This window comes from Actinomadura macrotermitis, assembly GCF_009604375.1.
Classification (GTDB): domain Bacteria; phylum Actinomycetota; class Actinomycetes; order Streptosporangiales; family Streptosporangiaceae; genus Spirillospora; species Spirillospora macrotermitis.
In genome coordinates, this window is sequence record NZ_WEGH01000001.1 from 1 (window position 1) to 20213 (window position 20213).

Here is a 20213-nt window from a genome sequence, read left to right on the forward strand (position 1 = left end):
GCTCACGTGTTACTCACCCGTTCGCCGCTCGAGTACCCCCGAAGGGGCCTTTCCGCTCGACTTGCATGTGTTAAGCACGCCGCCAGCGTTCGTCCTGAGCCAGGATCAAACTCTCCATTAAGGTCCATCGCGACGACCCCAGGGGGCGAACCCCGGAACCGCCAAACCTTGAAAGGATCGAAATCCCAGCAAATGCGACCACCGATATGGTGGCCGACTTGCCTCAAAGAAATCCCCACCGACACCCGAAAGCGTCGGCACGGGGTGATCGAGTCTGTGCTCGATCGTTAAAGGCACTGGCTTTTAACACGCTGTTGAGTTCTCAAGAAACGGACACCCACCGCGCCTGTTCCGCTTACGCGGCCCCAGGCTCCGGGGCAACCCTTCTAACTTACCTGCTTCACCGTGCTTGTCAAGTCGATCTACTAGAGATCGTTTCGACGATGACGGTTCGACCGGTTCCCACGACTCTGCGGCCGGCACGGCCTGACGGCCATCGGCTGAGATTCGTTGGGAGCGCCCTCCGGGCCGGCCGCCTTGCGGCGTCCTGCATCCCGTCTCGGGCTGACCTGACCATCGTACAACAGTCCGAGTGAAGCTCGGTCCGTTTTCTGGTCGGTCTCCCCCGGAGGCCGGCCGCCTCGTCGGCGTCCCGCATCCCCTTGGGGCATCGAGAACATTAGGGGCGGTCTCGAAGAGCGTCAAATCGGGAGCACCCGGTTCCCAGGGGCCGCGGCCGGGGTCTCCGTTTCCCTTGCCAGAAGGGCATAGCGGCACAGAAGGCGTGCTACGTGCCTCAGCTCACATTGCGGTACGGTTCGCACCAGTCGCGTCCCACCATGCACGGACGAGGTGATCTCGCCTCGTCGGGACGCCGGCCGTGGACCGCCCGGATCGATGCCGGGCGAGGTCAGGAGAGGACGCCTCGTGAGCGCATCGGTGACCGGGCATTCGGCGGAGCGGCTGGTCGTGGCGGGGACCATCGGCCCGGCGATCCATGACGTGCACGCCTGGCGTTTCAAGGTGGTGTCCGGGGCGATCGAGGTGCACGCCGATCCGGCGAGGTTCCAGGCGCCGCACGATCCGGCCGGGCGCGGTCTGCATCTGAGCTGCGGCGCCGCGCTGGTCAATCTGCGCCTGGCCGCCGCGCTGCTCGGGCGCGGGGCCGTGGTGCGGCTGCTGCCCGACCCGTCCCGTCCGACCGTGCTGGCCGCCGTGCGGCTGGCGGGGCGGCACCGGGTCAGCCGGTCCGAGCGGCTGCTCTACGCCGCGACGCTGCGTCCCTTCCCCCCGCGCATGACGGCTGCGGGAGACGCTCCGCCCCTTCCCGTCGTGAACGAGCTCGCCGAGGCCGCCCGGCTGGAGGGTGCGACGCTGCACCGGCTTCCCGGGGAGGGTGTCCAGAAGGCGGTGCTGACGACCAGGGGCAACTCCCCCGCCGAGTGGCTGCGGGCGGGCCAGGCGCTGCAGCGGGTGCTCCTCGCCGGCACGATCCGCTCGGTCGCCACGTCGTTCCTGTACGAGCTGGTCGACGTCCCCGGGATCGGGAGGCTGTTCGAGGCCGGTGACGTGCCGCAGGTGATGCTGGAACTGTGCCAGGCGCCGCGGCCGCTAGCGGTAGACCGACAGCACGAAGGACAGCGGCACCGGGAACGGGTCGGGTAGCTTCGCGATCCGCCGCCGCAGTTCGTCCGGCGGTACGTGGTGCGCGCTCGGTCCCATGCCGACGAGTGTCTCGATCTCCTCGTGGCCGAGCGGCGCCTCGGTCTCCAGGTCGTGCCTGCGGTCCAGGGTGAAGTGCCCGGCGAGGGCCTTGTCGGTGCGTTCGGTCTTCTGCCCGTCCACGGAGATGAGCCCGAGTTCGCCGATGAGCGGGCCGAAGTGGCGCGGTGAGGGCGTCACCGTGTAGAGCGCGCCGCCCGGGGACAGCACCCGGCGGTATTCGGCGGGGTTACGCGGCGCGAAGACGTTCAGGATCGCGTCCATCGCACCGCTGCGCACCGGCAGGGGGCGCCACAGGTCCGCGACGACGGCGCCGATGCGCGGGTGGGCGCGGGCGGCGCGGCGCGCGGCGTGCTTGGAGATGTCCAGGGCGAGGCCGGTGGCGTCCGGGGCGGCGTCGAGCACGGCCTTCAGGTAGTGGCCGGTGCCCGCGCCGGCGTCCAGGACGTGGGTCCGGTCCGCCAGGGTCTCGGCGATGAGGCCGGTCAGCGCGGCGAAGCGGCCGGCGCCGAGGAAGCGGTCGCGGGCCGCGACCATCTCGGGGGTGTCGGCCGTGCCGGGCCTTGCATCGCCCGGCAGGAGGTTGGCGTACCCCTGCCGGGCGATGTCGAAGGCGTGGCCGGCCGGGCAGCGCAGGCCGCGGCCGGTGAGCGCGAGGTCCCCGGTGCAGACCGGGCACACCAGGTGGTCGACGACGTCGGACAGCATCGGTCCATCATCGGCCATCGGCGGGACGGGTCAGGACTTCTTCATCCGGCGCCGCACGTCGTCCATGTCCAGCTCGCGGACCTGGCCGATGACGTTCTCCAGGACGGCCTCGGGCAGCGCGCCCGGCTCGGCGAAGACGATCACGCCGTCGCGGACGGCCATCAGCGTCGGGATCGAGGAGATCCCGAAGCGCTCGGACAGCTCCGGCTCGGCCTCGGTGTCGACCTTGCCGAACACGATGTCCTCGTGCTTCTGCGAGGACTGCTCGAAGACGGGGGCGAACCGGCGGCACGGGCCGCACCACTCGGCCCAGAAGTCCACCAGGACGATGCCGCCGCTCTTGGCGACCTCGTCGAAGTTCTCCGTGGTCAGTGTGACCGTCGCCATGTCGTTTTCTCCTCGGTGTGGGTATCAGGTCGGTAGAGCCGCTTCGGAGGCCGCAGTATTCCCGAACCGGGAATCACAGAGGGGTAATTAGCGTTGTCGTCTTAGGGAGATCGCACCGGAGAAGGGTCAGGATGGCTGCAACCCGTACCAAGGGCACCAGGATCGACACGCCGGACAAGGATCTCGTCGGGGCGTACCTCGACCGGATCGGCCGTTCCCCTCTGCTGGACGCGGAGGAGGAGGTCGATCTGGCGAAGGCGATCGAGGGGGGCCTGTATGCCGAACAGTTGCTGGAGGAGGGCCGGCTCCCCGCAGGGGCCACCCGGGACGAGCTTGAAGAGGTCATGGCGGCGGGGCTGCGCGCCAAGCAGCGTTTCGTCGAGGCCAACCTGCGGCTCGTCGTCTCCATAGCCCGTAAGTACCCAACCGATTCGCTTCCACTGATCGACCTCATTCAGGAGGGGAATCTGGGGTTGATGCGGGCGGTGGAGAAGTTCGACTACCGCCGTGGTTTCAAGTTCTCGACCTATGCGACGTGGTGGATCCGCCAGGCGATCGGGCGTGGGCTCAGCCACACGGCCCGCACGATCCGGTTGCCGGTCCATGTGGAAGAGGAACTGTCGCGGTTGCGCCGTGCCGAGCGGCAGCTGAGCCGTGAGCTCGGCCGGGAGCCGAGCCGCGAGGAGCTGGCCGAGGTCGTGGGCGCCGCGCCCGAGCATGTGGACGAGCTGCTGCGCTGGCGGCGCGACCCGGCGAGCCTGGACGCGACGGTCGACGACGCCGGTGAGACGCCGATGGGCGACCTGCTGGAGGATCCCGACGCGGTGACGCCGGAGGCGGAGATCCTGGCGCTGGACGATCTGGAGGGTCTCGGCCGGCTGCTGCAGCGCCTGCCCGACCGTGAGGCGGCGATCCTGCGCGCCCGGTTCGGGATGGACAGCGGGCAGCCCCTGTCGTACGCGCAGATCGGCGCCCGGTACGGGCTGAGCCACAACCGGGTGCGGCAGATCACCGACCGGTCGCTGCGGCGGTTGCGCCAGCTGGCGGCCGAGACCGACCTGTCCGGCCGGTGGACGCTGGCCGCGGCCGAGCCGCTGGAGCCGGCGGCCCGTGAGACGGCCGGGCGCCGGGCGGCGTAGCCGGCGGTGGTGCCCGGACGGCCGGGCGGTCCTCCCGAGGGGCCGCCCGGCCGTCGCATGCCGGGCGTCCCGTGTTCTTCCGGGCGCTTTGGAACGGACCCGAGCCGATGGGTCACACCCGGGTGCCGTCGGCCGCACAGTGCCATAGCCTTGGGAACCGTGAGTACTTCAAGCGTCACGGGGGCGCTCGACGCCTGGCGCGACCTCCCCGCCGTTCAGCAGCCAGACTGGGAAGACCCCGCCGAGGTGCGGGCCGCGGTGAGCGAGCTGGCCAAGCAGCCGCCGCTGGTGTTCGCCGGCGAGTGCGACCAGCTCAAGGAGCGGCTCGCCGAGGTGGCCCGCGGTGAGGCCTTCGTGCTTCAGGGCGGCGACTGCGCGGAGACCTTCGAGGGGTCCAACGCCGACGCGGTCAAGAACAAGCTGAAGACCCTGCTGCAGATGGCGGTCGTGCTCACCTACGCGGCCAGCGTCCCGGTGGTGAAGATCGGCCGGATGGCGGGGCAGTTCGCCAAGCCGCGGTCCAAGCCGACCGAGACGCGCGGCGGCGTGGAGCTGCCCGCCTACCGCGGCGACGCGGTGAACGGCTTCGACTTCGACGCGGGGTCGCGGCGCAACGACCCGCGCCGGCTGCTGCAGGCCTACCACTGCTCGGCGGTCACGCTGAACCTGTGCCGGGCGTTCACCAAGGGCGGCTACGCCGACCTGCGGCAGGTGCACGCCTGGAACCAGGACTTCGTGGCGCAGTCGCCGGCGGGCCGCCGCTACGAGCAGCTGGCCGGGGAGATCGACCGGGCGCTGACGTTCATGAAGGCGTGCGGCGCCAACCCCGACGAGTTCCACGGGGTGGAGTTCTACTCCAGCCACGAGGCGCTGCTGCTGGAGTACGAGCGGGCGCTGACCCGGATCGACAGCCTGAGCGGGCTGCCCTACGACGTGTCGGCGCACTTCCTGTGGATCGGCGAGCGCACCCGGCAGATCGACGGCGCGCACGTGGACTTCCTCAGCCGGATCCGCAACCCGATCGGGGTGAAGCTCGGCCCGACGACGACCGCCGACGACGCGCTGGCGCTGATCGACAAGCTGAACCCGGCCGGTGAGCCGGGCCGGCTGACGTTCGTCACCCGGATGGGCGCGGACAAGATCCGGGACGCGCTGCCGCCGCTGATCGAGAAGGTGCACCGCAGCGGCGCGCCGGTCGCGTGGATCTGCGACCCGATGCACGGCAACACCTTCGAGGCGCCGAGCGGGCACAAGACGCGCCGGGTCGACGACGTGCTGGACGAGGTGGCCGGGTTCTTCGAGGTGCACCGCTCCCTCGGCACCCACCCGGGCGGCATCCACATCGAGTTCACCGGCGACGACGTGACCGAGTGCGTCGGCGGCGGGCACGAGATCGTCGAGGGCGACCTGCACCAGCGCTACGAGACCGCGTGCGACCCGCGGCTGAACCGGGGCCAGTCCCTGGACCTGGCGTTCATGGTCGCCGAGCTGTACCGCAAGAACGGCTGACGGCACGCCGCAGGGGCCCCGCGCGATCGCGCGGGGCCCTTCGCGTGTGCGCGCCGGCGGGCGGCGCGCGTCAGATGCTGACCTCGGCCCAGACGACCTTGCCGCCGGTCACCGGGTCGGCGCCCCACCGGGAGGCGAACCGGTCGACGATGAACAGGCCGCGGTGCGACTCGTCCAGCGGGCCGGGGACGGTGAGCCGGGGCATCTGCGCGGCGCGATCACGGACCTCGACCCGGATCCGCCCGGCGCCGCGCAGCAGGCGCAGCTCCAGCGCGGTGCCGGCGTGCCGGACCGCGTTGGCGACGAGCTCGGCGACGATCGCGGTCACCAGCTCCTCCCGGTCCAGCAGGGACCAGGTGCGCATGGTGCGGGCCGCGAGCCGGCGCGCGTACTCGACCGCCTCGGTCTGGGGGGCCGCGCGGAGCGTGGTCTCGGTCATCGGATCGGTCACCAGGCTGCGCGGGGTCGCGGCCCCGCGTGTGCGTCGGTCATGTTCCCACCCCTTCTCCGGCTGCGCCTCCGATGAGGAAGCGGTCGAGCCCGGTGGTGCGCAGTACGTTCTCGACCCGGCCGTAAGCCCCGGTGACGGTGAGCGTCGCGTTCTGTGCCCGTGCGTGCTTGTAGGCGCGCACGAGGACGTTCAAGCCGGAGGAGTCGCAGAAGTCGACCGCGGTGAGGTCGACGACCACCTCCCGCTCGCCCGCGTCCACCAGCTCGGTGAGCCGCGACCGCAGCTCGTCCGAGGAGTGCAGGTCAATGGAACCGCGCGCGGCTATCGTCGCGCGGCCGTCCTGTCGTGTCGTGTGCAAGGCCAGCCCCACGCCACCCCACCTTACCGATTGTTGAGCTTCATCATGACGCCCGTAGAACGATGAGGGCAACGTCGTCGTTCGAGGGTTCGGGCCCGAAGTCGCGCACGGCCCGCTGGACGCGGGCGGCGACCGCGCCGGCCGACAGGCCGGTGCAGTCGGCCAGGATGCTCTCCAGGCCGTGCCCGTCACCGAGCAGCCGGGCACCGGCTCTCCGCTCGGTGACGCCGTCGGTCACGCACAGCATCACCTGTCCGCGCCGCAGTTCAAGGGTGTCGGTGTGGAACTGCACACCGTCGAAGACGCCGAGGAGGGGCTGCGGGGTCGCGGCCTCGTGCACCTCGCCGTCGGGGTCCAGGACCAGCGGCAGGGGGTGCCCCGCGCTGGTGAGCTCGATGGTCACGCCGTCGCGGCGGGGCCGCGTGGTGATCTCGCCGTGCAGCAGGGTGAGCAGGCGGGCCCGCTCCCCCTCGGCGAGGATGAGGCGGTTCAGCCGGTTCAGCACGTCCGGGACGGACATGTCCTCGGCGGCCAGGATGCGCAGCGCGTGCCGGGCGAGGCCGGTGACGGCGGCGGCCTGGGGGCCGGTGCCGCACACGTCGCCGATGGCGAACCGCCAGCGGGAGGAGCCGGTGGGGGTGTTCGCGCCGGCGCTGGCGAAGACGTCGTAGAAGTCGCCGCCGACCTCGCTGCCCTCGCCGGCCGGCTCGTACACCACCGCGACCTCCAGGCCGGGGATGTCGGGGATGGCGGGCGGCAGCAGGCTGCGCTGCAGGGCGCTGCTCATCGTGGTCTGCGCGGAGTACAGGCGGGCGTTGTCGACGGCGAGCGCGGCGCGGCGGCTCAGCTCCTCGGCGAGCTCGATCGCGCTGCGCGGGAAGCGGTCGCCCTCGGGGCGGCCGATGATCAGGGAGCCGATGCGCCGGCCGCGGGCGATCAGCGGGAAGGCGTAGGCCTGGTCGGCGGCGGTGTCGCCGGCCGCGGCGCGCACGTCGCCGGGGGCGGCGGCGAGGCCGCCCCAGGGGCCGGGGGCCTCGGTGGGCGGGACGGCGCCGGCGCGCTCCAGCAGGTCGCGCAGCGCGTCGGCGCGGTTCTCGTCGGCGTGCCAGACGTAGGCCAGGCGGGCGCTGTCGCCCTCGCCGTCGGTGTAGACGGCGCACCAGGTCGCCAGGCGCGGCACGACGAGCTGGGCGACCAGCGCCATCGTGCGCTCCTGGTCCAGGGTGCCGGCGAGCAGGTCGCTGGCCTCGGCGACGAAGCTCAGCCAGCCGCGCCAGGAGCGTTCCAGCTCGCCGATGCGGGCCTTCTCCAGCGACAGCGACATCTCGTCGGCGAGCCGGCCGAGGCGGGCGCCGTCGGCCTCCTCGAAGCGGCCGGGCACCGCGGCGACCGCGACGACCAGGCCGGTGAGCCGGCCCTGGGCCTCCAGCGGCGCGGCGGCCAGGGAGCGGGCGTGCAGCGCGGCGGCGACGGGGTCGGAGGAGTCGGAGGACACCCAGGGCACGCCGGCGCGGGCGTCAGGGCCGAGGCTCACCACCGACAGGTCGCCGAGCGGCAGGCCCTCGGGCAGCCCGGCCGACGCGCCGAGGACGAGCCGGCCGTCGCGTTCGGTGAGGAGCACGGCGGCGGCGTCGGCCTCCAGCAGGTCCCGGGCGGTGGTGACGGTGTTCTGCAGGGTCTCGCGGGCGGCGGGCGAGCGCAGCAGCCGGTCGCCCGTCGCGGGGACGGCGGCGTCGGCGGCGGGGACGGCGGGCGCGGCGCGGGCGCCGGCCGGGGCGGCGGCCGGCTCGTCGTCGTGGACGCGGCCGGTGGTGTCGCCGGGGCGCGGCAGGCGGAACCACACGCCCTTGGCGCCGTGCTCGTAGGTGATGCCCCAGGACGCGGCGAGCCGGGCGACCGACGGCAGGCCCCGGCCGCTGGAGGCGTACATGCCGGGCATCGCGATGGCGCGGGTCGGGTGCAGGTCGCGGACCTCGATCTGGACCTCGCCGTCGGCCAGGTGGCAGACGACCTCGAAGGAGGTCCCGGCATAGGTGACCGCGTTGGTGGCCAGCTCACTGGTGGCCAGCACCGCGTCGTCGGTGCAGGCCTCCATGTCCCAGTCGGCCAGGACGCGCCGGACGAAGCGGCGCGCCTCCGCCACCGAGGACGCGGCGGACGGGAAGGTGCCCGACACCGTCTGCCGATCCAACAGTCTTTCCCTCGTTCGATGCTTCAACTACCGGGCCTGGCTATCGTGACAGACGGGGCTGACGTTCTGCCACGCAGGGCATGACCGCGCGTGGGCCGGTCCGGGGTGGGGCCTGCTCGCGGCGCCCGCAGTGGCGCGCGGGCGGTTCCGCTGCCATGTCACGACCGACCGTAACACGAAGGCTACCGAGGACGGACTACAGAGAACGGACCGCATGCGCGTACCACCGGGTGCCGGTACACCCGGCGACGTAGAGTACTGGTGCGGCCCGAAAGGAGGTGTCCGTCGTTTCCGGGTACCCCGCACCGCGGGCCAGGAGGATGAAGAGCATGCCCCGTACTTCGCCCCGTCCCCGGCCGAGCGCCCGCTCCGCCGATGACGCGGCTCGCAGCACCGTCCCACGCTACAGCGACGCCGACCTGGAGCCGTTGCTGAAGGCGCTCGCGGCAGTCCGCGACGGGCGCCTGCAAGCCCTGGTGGACATGCCCGGCGAGGGTGCGATAGCACGGGCGGCGGAGATCCTGGAGGAGATCCGGGGCAACGGCGATCATCTCGCCGGTGAGCTGGCGCGGGTGCGGCGGCAGATCGGCCGGGAGGGGCAGCTGTTCGGGCGGCTGACGCCGGGCCCGATGCGGGGCTCGTGGGCGGGTGCGGTCGAGGACTCCAACGCCATCCTGGACAAGCTGACCGATCTGGCCACCGGCATGCACCAGGTGGTGGAGGCGGTCGCCAACGGCGACCTGACGCAGCGGGTGGAGCTGCGGGTGAACGGCCGGCCGATGCGCGGCGAGCTGCTGCGGATGGCCAAGTCGGTGAACTCGATGGTGGAGCTGCTGGACCACTTCACCTGGGAGGTCACGCAGTTCTCCCGGGAGGTCGGCACCGAGGGGCGCCTCGGCGGCAAGGCGTCGTCGCGGGGCATGACGGGCCGGTGGCGGGACGTGACCACCGCGGTGAACGTGATGGCGAGCCGGCTCACCTCGCAGGTCCGCGACATCGCCGACGTGACGACGGCGGTGGCGCTCGGCGACCTGACCCGCAAGGTGACGGTGGAGGCGACCGGTGAGCTGCAGGAGCTGAAGCTCACCGTGAACACGATGGTGGACCAGCTGTCGGCGTTCGCCGACGAGGTCACCCGGGTCGCACGCGAGGTCGGCACCGAGGGGCAGCTCGGCGGGCAGGCGAACGTGCGGGGCGTCAGCGGGGTCTGGAAGGACCTCACCGACAACGTCAACGCGATGGCCAACAACCTGACCTACCAGGTGCGCAACATCGCCCAGGTCACCACCGCCGTCGCCGATGGCGACCTCGGCAAGAAGATCACCGTGGACGCCCAAGGCGAGATCCTGCAGCTGAAGCTGACGGTGAACCAGATGGTGGACCAGCTGTCGGCGTTCGCCGACGAGGTCAGCCGCGTCGCGCGCGAGGTCGGCACCGAGGGGCGCCTCGGCGGCCAGGCGCGGGTCCCGGGCGTCAGCGGCGTCTGGAAGGACCTGACCGACAACGTCAACGGCATGGCCTCCAACCTGACCTACCAGGTGCGCAACATCGCCCAGGTCACCACCGCCGTCGCCGACGGTGACCTCGGCAAGAAGATCACCGTGGACGCCCAAGGCGAGATCCTGCAGCTCAAGGACACCGTCAACACGATGGTCGACACCCTGTCGGCGTTCGCCGACGAGGTCAGCCGCGTCGCGCGCGAGGTCGGCACCGAGGGACGCCTCGGCGGCCAGGCGAACGTGCGGGGCGTCAGCGGCGTCTGGAAGGACCTGACCGACAACGTCAACGGCATGGCCAACAACCTGACCACGCAGGTGCGCGGGATCGCGCAGGTCACCACCGCCGTGGCGCAGGGCGACCTGACCAAGAAGATCTCGGTGGACGCGCAGGGCGAGATCCTGCAGCTGAAGGAGACCATCAACACGATGGTCGACACCCTGTCGGCGTTCGCCGACGAGGTCAGCCGCGTCGCCCGCGAGGTCGGCACCGAGGGACGCCTCGGCGGCCAGGCGCGGGTCCCGGGCGCCGGCGGCATGTGGAAGGACCTGACCGACAACGTCAACGGCATGGCCTCCAACCTGACCTACCAGGTCCGCAACATCGCCCAGGTCGCGACGGCCGTCGCGCACGGCGACCTCACCCGCCGCATCGACGTGGACGCCCAGGGCGAGATCCTGGAGCTGAAGACGACGCTGAACACGATGGTGGACACCCTGTCGTCGTTCGCCTCGGAGGTCACCCGGGTGGCGCGCGAGGTCGGCAGCGAGGGCCGGCTCGGCGGGCAGGCCGAGGTCGAGGGCGTGTCGGGCACCTGGAAGCGGCTGACCGAGAGCGTGAACGAGCTCGCCTCCAACCTCACCACGCAGGTCCGCGCGATCGGCGAGGTGGCGAGCGCGGTCGCCACCGGCGACCTCACCCGCAGCGTCACGGTGGAGGCGCGCGGCGAGGTCGCCGAGCTGAAGGACAACGTCAACCTGATGGTCGCCACGCTGCGCGAGAGCACCCGCGCCAACGAGGAGCAGGACTGGCTGAAGACCAACCTGGCCCGGATCGGCGGCCTGATGCAGGGCCACCGCGACCTGATGCAGGTCGCCGAGCTGATCATGCGGGAGCTGACGCCGACCGCCAGCGCCCAGTACGGCGCGTTCTACCTGGCCGAGGAGGCCGACGGGGAGACCGAGCTGGTGCTGCTGGCCGGGTACGGGGTGCGGCGCGGCGCCGGGGCGGTGCGGTTCGCGCTCGGCGAGGGGCTGGTCGGGCAGGCCGCGCAGGAGCGCCGCGCGCTGCTGATCACCGATGCGCCCGACGGCTACGTCAAGATCCGCTCGGGGCTGGGCGAGGCCGCCCCGGTGAACATCATCGTGCTGCCGATCGTGTTCGAGGACAGCGTGCTCGGCGCGATCGAGCTGGCCTCCTTCGGCCGGTTCACCGACGTGCACCTGGCGTTCTTCAGCCAGCTGATCGAGACCATCGGGGTCACCCTCAACGCGATCAGCGCCAACACCCGCACCGAGGCGCTGCTGGCCGAGTCCCAGCGGCTGGCGCAGGAGCTGCAGGAACGGTCCGACGAGCTGCAGCGCCAGCAGGGCGAGCTGCGGCACTCCAACACCGAGCTGGAGGAGAAGGCGGCGCTGCTGGCCCAGCAGAACCGCGCCATCGAGATCCAGAACTTCCAGATCGAGCAGGCCCGCCGCACCCTGCAGGAGCGCGCCGAGCAGCTGGCGATCTCCTCGCGCTACAAGTCCGAGTTCCTGGCCAACATGTCGCACGAGCTGCGCACGCCGCTGAACAGCCTGCTGGTGCTCGCCAAGCTGCTGTCGGAGAACCCCGGCGGCAACCTCACCGACAAGCAGGTGCAGTTCTCGCGCACCATCCACGACTCGGGCACCGACCTGCTGGAGCTGATCAACGACATCCTGGACCTGGCCAAGGTGGAGGCCGGGAAGATGGACGTGCACCCGCAGCGGCTGTCGGTGCGGGCGCTGGTGGAGTACGTGGAGGCGGCGTTCCGGCCGCTGTCGCTGGACAAGGGCCTCGGGTTCGGCGTGGAGGTGGCGCCGGACGTGCCGGCCACCCTGTACACCGACGAGCAGCGGCTCCAGCAGGTGCTGCGCAACCTGTTGTCCAACGCGGTGAAGTTCACCGCCGAGGGCGAGGTGCGCCTGCGCGTCGAGCGGGCCGAGGACATCGACTTCACCCTGCCGGCGCTGTGGAACACCCCCGACGTGATCGCCTTCCGGGTGGTCGACACCGGCATCGGGGTGAGCGCCGACAACCTCCAGGCGATCTTCGAGGCGTTCCAGCAGGCCGACGGGACCACCAGCCGCCGCTACGGCGGCACCGGCCTCGGCCTGACGATCAGCCGCAACATCGCGCGGCTGCTCGGCGGCGAGATCCAGGTCGAGAGCGAGCCCGGCCGCGGCAGCGTGTTCACGCTGTACCTGCCCGCGCACTTCAGCGAGGCCGAGGGGCGGCGGCGCGCGGCGCTGCCGCTGGAGGAGTCCGACGTCCCGGTCACCGCGTCCCTGGTGGAGGGGCTGCCGCCCGGCGACCCGGCGGGCGGCGAGCGCGCCGCCGAGCCCGAGCAGGTGCTGGCCGGGCTGCCGGCCGACCCGCCCGCCGAGTTCCTGGACACCGCGCTGTCGGGCCGCAAGGTGCTGATCGTCGACGACGACGTGCGCAACGTGTTCGCGCTGACCAGCGTGCTGGAGGGCTACGGCATGGAGGTGCTGTACGCCGAGGACGGGCAGGCCGGCATCGACCTGCTGCACCGCAACCCCGACGTGTCGCTGGTGCTGATGGACGTGATGATGCCGGGCCTGGACGGGTACGCGACCACGGCGGCGATCCGGGAGATGCCGCAGTTCGCCGAGTTGCCGATCATCGTGATCACCGCCAAGGTCATGAAGGGCGACCGGGAGAAGAGCCTGGAGGCGGGGGCGTCGGACTATGTGCCCAAGCCCGTCGACGTGGACCATCTCCTGGAGGTCATGCGCGACTGGCTGAAGCCGTCCGCCGTGGGTTAGGCGGCGGGCCGCGGCGGAGGCCGGCACGGACGGGGACAGGGAGCGGAAAGGGCGCGCGTGGACGACAAGGCGAAGATCCTGCTCGTGGACGATCGCGAGGAGAACCTCATCGCGTTGGAGGCGATCCTCAGCTCGCTCGACCAGGACCTGGTCCGGGCCAGGTCCGGTGAGGAGGCGCTGAAGGCGCTGCTCACCGACGAGTACGCGGTCATCCTGCTGGACGTCGTCATGCCCGGGATGGACGGGTTCGAGACGGCCCGCGACGTCAAGCGGCGCAAGAAGACCCGCGACCTGCCGATCATCTTCCTGACGGCGGTGGACAGCGATCCCGACTACGCCTTCCGCGGGTACGCGGCGGGCGCGGTGGACTTCATCTCCAAGCCGTTCGACCCGTGGGTGCTGCGCGCCAAGGTGTCGGTGTTCGTGGAGCTGCACAAGAAGAACAAGCAGCTGCGCGACCAGACGGCGCTCCTCACCCAGCAGGCCGCTCTGCTGCGCGAGCAGGCGGCGCTGCTGCAGGCGCGGTCCGGTGCGGACGGCGAGGCGTCCGCGAGCGTCCTGGAGCGGCTGAGCGCCGTGGAGGAGCAACTGGACGTGGTGGGCAAGCGGATCCAGCCCGGGGTGGAGGACGACTTCGCCGAGCTGGACCGCCGGATGTCCGCGCTGCGGGCGGCGCTGACCAGCGACGAGGGGTCGCAGGAGTGACCGCCATGCCCTCGCGGGCGTGATCGGCAGGGCGATGCGGTGACGTCCTGCTCACCTCCGGTGACGCTTGGCGTCCGGCGTGGCCGGAAACGGTCTCGCTGCGGAGGTGGGGCCATGGACGCCGCCGGGCTGCTGGCCGCCGGTGCCGGCGCCGGATTGCTGGCCGGGGCCACGTCGTGCGCGGCCGTGCAGCTGGGCCTGCTCACCGGGGCGGTGCGGGGCGCGTCCCGCCCGGGGGCGCCGGTCGCGGCGTTCCTGTCGGCCAGGCTCGCCGTGCACGCCGCCCTCGGCGCGGTGCTCGGGCTGACCGGCGGCGCCGTGCAGCCGGGCCCCCGGGCGCGCGGCGTGCTGCTCGCCCTGGCCGCGGTGGTCCTGGCCCTGTTCGCGCTGGATCTGCTGGGGCTGCGCCCCGCGCGCCGGCTGCTGCGCCGCGGCGCCGATGGCGCCCCGCACTGCGCACCGGCCCCCGCGCCGGATCTTCGGCCGGACCGTGCGCCGCCGCGCGTCCGCCGTCCCGCCGTGCTGGGCGCGGCGACGGTGCTGGTGCCGTGCGGGCTGACGCTGTCGGCGGAGCTGCTGGCGGTGACGTCCCGGTCGCCGCTCGGCGGCGCCGCCGTCATGACGGGGTTCGTCCTCGGCACCGCGCCGCTGTCGGCCCTGGCCGGCGTCGCCCTCGGGCGGACGATGGCGCTGCTGCGCGGCCGGCTGACGGCCCTGCTCGGCGTCGCGCTGCTGGCGGTGTCGGCCTGGACGCTGCTGTCGGGTCTGCGCCTCGGCGGCTGGCTCCCCGACGGGAGCGGCTCGGCGTCGGCGGACGCGGCCCGGTTCGTGCGGACCGACTCCGCGGGCACCCAGGTCGTGACCGTGTGGGCCCTGGACCAGGGCTACCGGCCGTCGCTCGTCGAGGCGCGCGCGGGCCGGCACACGGTGCTGGAGCTGCGCACCCGCGGGACGCGCGGCCACACCCGGGCGTTCACCGTCCCCGCCCGGAACCTGGACGTGGTGCTGCCCGCCGACGGGGTGACCCGGATCGACCTCGGCGCCCCGGGGCCGGGCCGGCTGCGCTTCGTGTGCGCGTCCGGCCACTACCCCGGGGCGATCACTTTCAGGTGAGGCGGGCGCGGGCGGCGGCGAGGCGGGCCAGGGTGCGCTCGCGGCCGAGGATCTCCAGCGACTCGAACAGCGGCAGGCCCACGGTGCGGCCGGTGGTCGCGACGCGGACCGGGGCCTGGGTCTTGCCGAGCTTCAGGCCGCGCTCGGCGCCGACGGCCTCCAGCCGGGTCTTCAGCTCCTCGGTCTCCCACGGGGCGTCGCGGTAGGCCTCCTCGGTGGCGGCCAGGATGTCGGCCGCGCCCTCCTTCATGGCCTTGTTCCAGGACTGCTCGTCGGCGACCGGCTCGTCCAGGAAGGCGAAGTCGATCATGTCCACGATCTCCGACAGCAGCGCGACGCGGGTCTGGGCGAGCGGCGCGAGGCGGTCGAACACCACCATGTCGACCTCGAAGGGCGCCTGCTCCAGGAACGGCAGGCACTCGGCGACGAACTTGGCGGCCGGCAGCGCCCGGATGTAGTCGCCGTTGATCGCGCGCAGCTTCTTGACGTCGAAGAACGCGGGCGAGGAGTTGACGTCCTCGATCCGGAACTCCGCGACCATGTCCTCCCACGGCACGATCTCGCGGTCGCCCGAGGGCGCCCAGCCGAGCAGCATCAGGTAGTTGCGCATCGCCTCGGCCAGGTAGCCCTCGGCGCGGTAGTCCTCCAGCGCGACCTTGTCGCGGCGCTTGGACAGCTTCTGCCGCTTCTCGTTGACGATCACCGGGACGTGCGCCCAGACCGGCGGGGTGCCGCCGAGGGCCTCCCACAGCAGCTGCTGCTTCGGCGCGTTGGACAGGTGCTCCTCGCCGCGCACCACGTGGGTGATGCCCTGGCTCATGTCGTCGACCGCGTTGGCCAGCAGGAACGTCACCGAGCCGTCGGCGCGGGCGATGACGAAGTCCTCCAGCACCGCGTTCTCGAAGGCCGGCTTGCCGCGCAGCAGGTCGACCACGATGGTCTGGCCCTCGTCGGGGGTGCGGAAGCGCAGCGCGCGGCCGGGCCCGGCCTCCAGGCCGCGGTCGCGGCAGAAGCCGTCGTAGCCCTTGTGCTGGTCGCCGGTGCGGGCGATCACGGCGTCGCGGGTGCAGTCGCAGTAGTAGGCGCGGCCCTGCTCGCGCAGGGTGGCGGCGGCCTCGGCGTGCTTGCCGGCGTTGGCGGACTGGAAGTAGGGGCCCTCGTACTCCCCGCCGTCCATGCCGAGCCAGGCGAGGGCGCGGATGATGCCCTCGGTCCACTCGGGGCTGTTGCGCGAGGCGTCGGTGTCCTCGATCCGCAGCACGAGCGTGCCGCCCGACTGCTTGGCCATCACCCAGTTGAACAGGGCGGACCGGGCGCCGCCGACGTGGAACATGCCGGTGGGGGACGGCGCGAATCGTACTCGGATCGAAGACGTGGAAGACATGTTCCAAGCGTAGAGCGCCCCGCCCCCCGCTTGTACCGGATTAAACCCTCAGGCCGCCCGGTGCGGATCGCGTCCCGACAGGCCGAGCAGCCGGTCCAGCAGCGGGGCGTCCGCCGGGACGGGCACCTCGGGCCCGAAGGCGCCGTACTCGCGGGCCATCGCGGCGATGGGGGCGAGCGCGTCGTAGGCGGCCTGGACGAGCTCGGGCGCGAAGTCGTGCGGCTGCCGGGTGGCGACGGCCAGGTCCCAGCCGTGCGTGATCCACTCACCGAAGATCATCCCGCCGATGACGGCGGCGGGCATGCCCGGCCCGGTGCCCGACAGGCTGGTGTCGCCCGTCCAGGCGGCCGGGTCGGCCCACGCCTCGGCGGTGCGCCGGGCCTGCGCGGCGAAGTCCTCGGCCCAGCCGGCGTCCGCGGTGAAGTCGTGGTCCTGCCCCGGTCCGGCGGGGTGCCGCTTGCGGGCGGCGCCCTCACCGCGGCCGGTCCAGTAGACCAGGTGGTTGACCAGGGCGCGCACGTCCCAGTCGGGGCAGGGCGTCGGCCCGTCCAGGGCGTCGCTCGGCACGCTGCGCACGATGCGCGCCGCGGCGTCGGCGGCCTGCGGCATCAGCTCCCTGAGTTCCATGATCTCCCTCCAGCGGGCGTCGGCTCGAATGTGTTTTCGATCTTATGGGGAGAGGCCGCCCCCGTTCTTGAAGAAACGCGACGCGGGCGGCTCCTGAGAGGATGCGGCACATGACCGACCCGCTGCGGGACCTGCCCGCCTTCCGCGAGCTCGCCGCCGCCCGGCTGGCGGCGTTCCCCCGCGCCCGGATCGCCGACTCCCCCGGGACGCGCCGGGCGGGCGTGGTGATCTGCGTGACCGGGCACGAGGGCGAGCTCTCGGTGACCTTGATCAGGCGGGCGTACCGGGGGCGCAACGCGGGCCAGTGGGGGCTGCCGGGCGGACGCGCGGACCCCGGCGAGTCCCCTGAGCAGGCCGCGCTGCGCGAGCTGGAGGAGGAGCTCGGGCTGCGCGCCGGGCCCGCCGAGGTGCTCGGCGGGCTCGACGACTTCCCCGCCTCGTCCGGGTTCTCGATCACCCCGGTCGTGGTGGCCCTGGCCGCGCCGGGGCCGCTGCGCCCGAGCCCCGACGAGGTCCACTCGGTGCACCGCGTGACGCTGCGGCGCCTCGCCGACGACGACACGCCGCGCTGGGTGCCGCAGCTGGACGGCGGCCGCCTGCTGCAGATGCGCCTCCGCCCGGACTGGGTCGTGCACGCCCCGACCGGCGCCATGCTGTGGCAGTTCCGCGAGGTCGTGCTGCTCGGCCGGCACGTGCGGGTGGCCGATTTCCTGCAGCCGGACTGGACCCGTAGCTAGAACGTGCCGCCGTCGATGACGATCCGCTGGTCGGTGACGTAGGAGGCAGCGTCCGAGACCAGGAAGCGCACCACGTCGGCGACCTCCTCGGGTGAGCACACGTGCCCGTAGGGGGACGCCGCGTCCTGCTGCCGGATGTCGTCCACGCCGAGGGTGGCGCGCACCAGGCGCCGTCCCATGTCGGTGTCGACCACGCCGGGCGCGACGATGTTGACGTGCAGGCCGTTGCCGCGCTCCTCCTTGGCCAGGGTGTGCGCGAGCGCCTCCATCGCGGCCTTGCCCATCGCGTAGGGGGCGCTGAACGGCGGGTACATGTCGGTGATCACGCTGGACACGAACACGATGTCGCCGCGTCCGGCCCGCCGCAGCAGCGGCAGCAGCGCCTGGGTGAGCTGGTGCGGCCCGAAGGCGTGTACACCGAGGACGCGGGCGAGCTCGCCCGGATCGGTATCGGCGACGCTCTGCCCGCGGCTGGCGATCCCGGCGCTGTGCACGAGGATGTCCAGCCGGCCGTGCTCGCCGCCGATGCGGGCGGCGAGCGCGCGGCACTGCTCCAGGTCGTCCACCGACGCCTGATAGGCGTGCGCCCGGCCGCCCGCGGCCGCGATGTCGGCGACGGTCTTGCGGGCGGCCTCCTCGTCGCGGCGGTAGGCGATGGCGACCTCGGCGCCGTCGGCGGCCAGGCCGCGCGCGACGGCCCGGCCGATCCCCCGGCCGCCGCCGGTCACGAGGGCGAGACGACCCGCGAGAGAACTCATCGGACACTCCTTGGTGAGGGTTGTGCGGTGCCCGATCATCCTGCCGCGCGCCCCGCCCCGCCGGTAAGTACCCCCTGACGAAGATCAGCGGGGCGTCGCCTCGATCACCCGGTAGCCGGACGGCGGCAAGGGGCCGGTCATCCCGGCGAGGGCGAATCCGGCGCCGGTGAGCAGTTCGGCGAACTCCTGCTCGGAGCGCTCCCGGCCGCCGGTGGCCAGCAGCATGTTGATGTCGCTCATGACGTGCCCGCGGTCCGCGGGGGCGACCACCTCGGGCAGGACGGTCTCCACGAGCAGCAGCCGCGCGTCCGGCGCCATGGCGGCCCGGCAGGCGCGCAGGATCGCCGCGGCCCGCTCGTCGTCCCAGTCGTGGATCACGCTCTTCATGACGTAGGCGTCGGCGCCGCCGGGGACGGACTCGAAGAAGTCGCCGGGCACGATCTCGCAGCGGCCGGCGACGCCCGCCTCGGCCAGCACCCGGTCGGCCGTCTTGAGGCCGGCGGGCAGGTCGAACAGCACGCCGCGGGTCTCCGGTGCGGACCGCAGGATCTCCGCCAGCAGGATGCCCTCGCCGCCGCCGAGGTCGGCGACCGTGCCGAACCGCCCGAAATCGACGGCCCGCGCGACCTCCGGCGCCACCTCCCGGGTGTGCTCGGCCATCGCCCGGTGGAAGGTGGCGCCGAGTTCGGGGTTCTGGTCGAAGAACTCGAACGAGGTCGTGCCGGTCACCTTCTGCCAGGCGGTCTCGCCGGTCCGCAGCGTGGCGGGCAGCTCGCCCCAGGTGCGCCACATCTCGGGGCCGGCGAACAGCAGGATCAGCGCCCGGATCGACCGGGGGTGGTCGGCGCGCAGCCGCCGCCCTTCCGCGGTGAGCGCGAACAGGCCGGGCCCGCGCTGCTCGGCGGCGCCGAGGGTCGTCAGCGCGCCCAGCAGGCGGCGCAGGGACGGCTCGTGCGCGCCGGTCCGCTCGGCGAGGTCGGCGCTGGTGTGCGCGCCGTCGCCGAACGCGTCGGCCAGCCCCAGCTCGGCCGCCGTGTAGACGATCTGGGCGGGCATGTAGCCATAGGTCATGTCCAGCAGTGGCGATTGCGCCATGGTCGGCTCCTTTCGTCCTGAGGCGACGCTAGGAGCCGGGCGGGGCGGCGGTCTTGGACGAATGGGAACCGGCGGGCGGGTCAGCGGCCGAGCGCGGCGAACCAGTCCGCGGCGCGCTCGATGTGCCGTTCGGTGAGCCCCTCCAGCGGGTCCACGGCCACCAGCAGGTGCTCGCCGACGCCGGGCTCGGCGGCGATGCACTCGGTGGCGTCGGGCTCGTCCTCGAACCAGACGAACGGCCGCCCGCCGGTCCAGGCGGCCACGTGCCGGGCCTTCCACGCGCCGAGGGTGCGGCCCTGCTCGATGCCGGGGAACCCCGGGATCGGCACGAACGGCAGCTCGGGCAGCCCGACGCGCGGCGCGATCCACTCGTTGGCGCTGTCGCACCAGTAGCTGGCCCAGGCGATCTCGGCGCCGGCGGCCTCGGCCAGGTCGAGCAGCAGGCGGCCGTGTCCGGGGTTCAGCCAGAGCTTGTAGGTGACGCCGTTGGGCGAACAACGGTGGCGCTGGAAACCGCGGTGCGGGCGCTCGAACGGATTGAGCACGCCGTCGACGTCGAGCAGTACCAGCGGCGACCCCATGAAGCGGACGGTACGTCATGAAGAGGCCCCGCAGAAGACCCAGCGTCCGTCGGGCGGCCGGGCCTGCGCCTTTCCCGCCCGTTACCTGCGCAACTCGAGGTGACAAAGAACACCGGCGTTACAAAGAGATGTTTCTGGGCAGCGTTTTGACACCTTTGGGATAGATGACCGAAACTGCATCGGCTCTTGACCCGAACGAACCGTAGAGAGGCGGTAACGAGG

General features: G+C 72.5%; 17 protein-coding genes and 1 rRNA gene. 7 read left to right on the forward strand and 11 right to left on the reverse strand.

The features are described from left to right. Positions 1–121 (reverse strand): 16S ribosomal RNA (locus tag ACRB68_RS00005); the annotation flags it as partial. Between the two features lie 806 nt (positions 122–927). On the opposite strand from ACRB68_RS00005, the gene ACRB68_RS00010 reads away from it, so the two are divergent. Further along, entirely contained in the window at positions 928–1665 is a 738-nt protein-coding gene (locus ACRB68_RS00010) for a hypothetical protein (RefSeq protein WP_328593544.1), read from the forward strand. On the opposite strand, the gene ACRB68_RS00015 is transcribed toward ACRB68_RS00010, so the two are convergent. Both ACRB68_RS00015 and trxA read right to left on the reverse strand, forming a co-directional pair. Then, on the reverse strand, positions 1612–2430 hold the full coding sequence (locus tag ACRB68_RS00015) for a putative RNA methyltransferase (protein ID WP_153530278.1): 819 nt from the start codon (positions 2428–2430) through the stop codon (positions 1612–1614). The genes ACRB68_RS00010 and ACRB68_RS00015 overlap by 54 nt on opposite strands. A gap of 30 nt (positions 2431–2460) precedes the next feature. After that, positions 2461–2817, reverse strand: a complete 357-nt coding sequence (gene trxA / locus ACRB68_RS00020; RefSeq protein ID WP_153530279.1) for a thioredoxin — start codon at positions 2815–2817, stop codon at positions 2461–2463. 131 nt (positions 2818–2948) lie between these two features. Between trxA and ACRB68_RS00025 the strand changes: the two genes are divergently transcribed. Together ACRB68_RS00025 and ACRB68_RS00030 are read left to right on the forward strand one after the other, a co-directional pair. Then, positions 2949–3956, forward strand: a complete 1008-nt coding sequence (locus tag ACRB68_RS00025) for a sigma-70 family RNA polymerase sigma factor (protein WP_235958678.1) — start codon at positions 2949–2951, stop codon at positions 3954–3956. A 159-nt stretch (positions 3957–4115) separates the two neighbouring features. Continuing rightward, positions 4116–5465: a class II 3-deoxy-7-phosphoheptulonate synthase gene (locus ACRB68_RS00030; protein ID WP_328593545.1), complete on the forward strand. Its 1350-nt coding sequence runs from the start codon at positions 4116–4118 to the stop codon at positions 5463–5465. Between the two features lie 70 nt (positions 5466–5535). Here the strand turns inward: ACRB68_RS00030 and ACRB68_RS00035 are convergent, their stop codons facing one another. From ACRB68_RS00035 to ACRB68_RS00045, 3 genes are read right to left on the reverse strand one after another with little or no spacing between them, the layout of a single operon-like run. After that, positions 5536–5904 carry an ATP-binding protein gene (locus ACRB68_RS00035; protein WP_153530281.1) on the reverse strand — a complete coding sequence of 123 codons (369 nt, stop codon included), beginning with the start codon at positions 5902–5904 and terminating at the stop codon, positions 5536–5538. A gap of 49 nt (positions 5905–5953) precedes the next feature. Then, positions 5954–6286, reverse strand: coding sequence for an STAS domain-containing protein (locus ACRB68_RS00040; protein WP_328593546.1), 333 nt, complete (start codon positions 6284–6286; stop codon positions 5954–5956). Positions 6287–6317: 31 nt separating this feature from the next. Beyond that, a complete protein-coding gene (locus ACRB68_RS00045) occupies positions 6318–8465 on the reverse strand; it encodes a SpoIIE family protein phosphatase (RefSeq protein WP_153530283.1) in 2148 nt (715 codons plus the stop codon). A 320-nt stretch (positions 8466–8785) separates the two neighbouring features. Between ACRB68_RS00045 and ACRB68_RS00050 the strand changes: the two genes are divergently transcribed. The 3 genes from ACRB68_RS00050 (at position 8786) to ACRB68_RS00060 (ending at position 14809) form a co-directional block, all read left to right on the forward strand. Beyond that, the gene (locus ACRB68_RS00050) at positions 8786–12991 is read left to right on the forward strand and encodes a HAMP domain-containing protein (protein ID WP_153530284.1); all 4206 of its coding nucleotides are present in this window, start codon (positions 8786–8788) and stop codon (positions 12989–12991) included. Between the two features lie 57 nt (positions 12992–13048). After that, on the forward strand, positions 13049–13696 hold the full coding sequence (locus tag ACRB68_RS00055) for a response regulator (RefSeq protein WP_328593547.1): 648 nt from the start codon (positions 13049–13051) through the stop codon (positions 13694–13696). Positions 13697–13810: 114 nt separating this feature from the next. Then, a complete protein-coding gene (locus ACRB68_RS00060; RefSeq protein WP_153530285.1) occupies positions 13811–14809 on the forward strand; it encodes an urease accessory protein UreH domain-containing protein in 999 nt (332 codons plus the stop codon). On the opposite strand, the gene gltX is transcribed toward ACRB68_RS00060, so the two are convergent. Then, complete coding sequence (gene gltX / locus ACRB68_RS00065) at positions 14802–16193, reverse strand: glutamate--tRNA ligase (RefSeq protein WP_153530286.1); 1392 nt, start codon at positions 16191–16193, stop codon at positions 14802–14804. The two genes, ACRB68_RS00060 and gltX, sit on opposite strands and share 8 nt — an antisense overlap. A gap of 48 nt (positions 16194–16241) precedes the next feature. Further along, on the reverse strand, positions 16242–16820 hold the full coding sequence (locus ACRB68_RS00070; RefSeq protein ID WP_153530287.1) for a TIGR03086 family metal-binding protein: 579 nt from the start codon (positions 16818–16820) through the stop codon (positions 16242–16244). Positions 16821–16930: 110 nt separating this feature from the next. On the opposite strand from ACRB68_RS00070, the gene ACRB68_RS00075 reads away from it, so the two are divergent. Then, complete coding sequence (locus tag ACRB68_RS00075) at positions 16931–17557, forward strand: NUDIX hydrolase (RefSeq protein WP_153530288.1); 627 nt, start codon at positions 16931–16933, stop codon at positions 17555–17557. Here ACRB68_RS00075 and ACRB68_RS00080 read toward each other — a convergent pair. The 3 genes from ACRB68_RS00080 to ACRB68_RS00090 all read right to left on the reverse strand — a co-directional run bounded on the left by ACRB68_RS00080 (position 17554) and on the right by ACRB68_RS00090 (position 19991). After that, positions 17554–18315 carry an SDR family NAD(P)-dependent oxidoreductase gene (locus ACRB68_RS00080; RefSeq protein WP_153530289.1) on the reverse strand — a complete coding sequence of 254 codons (762 nt, stop codon included), beginning with the start codon at positions 18313–18315 and terminating at the stop codon, positions 17554–17556. The genes ACRB68_RS00075 and ACRB68_RS00080 overlap by 4 nt on opposite strands. Positions 18316–18399: 84 nt before the next feature. Next, positions 18400–19410: a methyltransferase gene (locus tag ACRB68_RS00085; RefSeq protein ID WP_153530290.1), complete on the reverse strand. Its 1011-nt coding sequence runs from the start codon at positions 19408–19410 to the stop codon at positions 18400–18402. An 80-nt stretch (positions 19411–19490) separates the two neighbouring features. After that, on the reverse strand, positions 19491–19991 hold the full coding sequence (locus tag ACRB68_RS00090) for an HAD domain-containing protein (RefSeq protein WP_153530291.1): 501 nt from the start codon (positions 19989–19991) through the stop codon (positions 19491–19493). Between the last annotated feature and the right edge of the window lie 222 nt (positions 19992–20213).

Bases quoted from the DNA above. Each gene is read 5' to 3' on its own strand.
- ACRB68_RS00025 (WP_235958678.1), top strand. From the start codon at position 2,949: ATGGCTGCAACCCGTACCAAGGGCACCAGGATCGACACGCCGGACAAG.
- ACRB68_RS00035 (WP_153530281.1), bottom strand. From the start codon at position 5,904: ATGACCGAGACCACGCTCCGCGCGGCCCCCCAGACCGAGGCGGTCGAG.
- ACRB68_RS00060 (WP_153530285.1), top strand. From the start codon at position 13,811: ATGGACGCCGCCGGGCTGCTGGCCGCCGGTGCCGGCGCCGGATTGCTG.
- ACRB68_RS00070 (WP_153530287.1), bottom strand. From the start codon at position 16,820: ATGGAACTCAGGGAGCTGATGCCGCAGGCCGCCGACGCCGCGGCGCGC.
- ACRB68_RS00050 (WP_153530284.1), top strand. From the start codon at position 8,786: ATGAAGAGCATGCCCCGTACTTCGCCCCGTCCCCGGCCGAGCGCCCGC.
- ACRB68_RS00080 (WP_153530289.1), bottom strand. From the start codon at position 18,315: ATGAGTTCTCTCGCGGGTCGTCTCGCCCTCGTGACCGGCGGCGGCCGG.
- ACRB68_RS00085 (WP_153530290.1), bottom strand. From the start codon at position 19,410: ATGGCGCAATCGCCACTGCTGGACATGACCTATGGCTACATGCCCGCC.
- ACRB68_RS00090 (WP_153530291.1), bottom strand. From the start codon at position 19,991: ATGGGGTCGCCGCTGGTACTGCTCGACGTCGACGGCGTGCTCAATCCG.
- trxA (WP_153530279.1), bottom strand. From the start codon at position 2,817: ATGGCGACGGTCACACTGACCACGGAGAACTTCGACGAGGTCGCCAAG.
- ACRB68_RS00015 (WP_153530278.1), bottom strand. From the start codon at position 2,430: ATGCTGTCCGACGTCGTCGACCACCTGGTGTGCCCGGTCTGCACCGGG.
- gltX (WP_153530286.1), bottom strand. From the start codon at position 16,193: ATGTCTTCCACGTCTTCGATCCGAGTACGATTCGCGCCGTCCCCCACC.
- ACRB68_RS00075 (WP_153530288.1), top strand. From the start codon at position 16,931: ATGACCGACCCGCTGCGGGACCTGCCCGCCTTCCGCGAGCTCGCCGCC.